Source organism: Jiella pacifica (genome assembly GCF_010500815.1).
Taxonomy (GTDB): domain Bacteria; phylum Pseudomonadota; class Alphaproteobacteria; order Rhizobiales; family Rhizobiaceae; genus Jiella; species Jiella pacifica.
On record NZ_JAAAMG010000070.1, the window covers coordinates 1 to 862 of the forward strand.

Consider the following 862-nt stretch of genomic DNA (forward strand, 5'->3'; position numbering starts at 1 on the left):
CCCGCAAGCGCCCCTCGAAGAAGCCGTTCCCGGAGCATCTGCCGCGGGAACGGGTGATCGTGCCGGCGCCGACCTCTTGCTCGTGCTGCGGTTCGGCTCGATTGTCGAAGCTCGGAGATGCCATCACCGAGACGCTGGAGGTGATCCCGCGCCAGTGGAAGGTCATCCAGACCGTCAGGGAGAAGTTTACCTGCCGGGACTGCGAGACGATCACCCAGCCGCCAGCGCCATTTTATCCCACGCCCCGCGGCTTCCTCGGTCCGAGCCTCCTGGCGATGATCCTGTTCGAGAAGTACGGACAACATCAGCCGCTCAATCGGCAGTCGGAGCGCTATGCCCGCGAGGGGATCGACCTCAGCCTGTCGACGCTCGCCGACCAGGTCGGCGCCTGCGTCCATGCTCTTCGCCCGCTTCACGGCCTGATCGAGCGGCATGTCCTTGCTGCCGAGCGGCTGCACGGTGACGACACAACTGTCCCGATCCTTGCCAAGGGCAGGACGGTAACCGGCCGGGTCTGGGTCTATGTCCGCGATGATCGGCCGTTCGGGGGCCCGGCACCGCCGGCAGCCGTGTTCTACGCCTCCCGAGATCGCACGGCCGAGCATCCCGAGCGCCATCTCGCCGGCTATGGCGGGATCCTCCAGGCCGATGCCTATGCGGGTTACGGCCGTCTGTACGCCATGGATCGAAGTCCGAAGCCTGTGACCCAGGCGCTGTGCTGGTCTCACGGACGGCAGAAGTTCTTCGAACTCGCCGACATCGCCAGGAGCGCTCGACGGGGAAAGACCGCGGCACCGATCTCGCCGCTGGCGCTGGAGGCGGTGAAGCGCATCGACGTCCTGTTCGACATCGAGCGCGAGGT

General features: G+C 66.4%; 1 protein-coding gene. It reads left to right on the plus strand.

The window, feature by feature from the left end:
• Nucleotides 1-862 (plus strand): IS66 family transposase (tnpC, locus tag GTK09_RS27085; protein WP_163466486.1); only part of this gene is annotated, 862 nt, incomplete at both ends.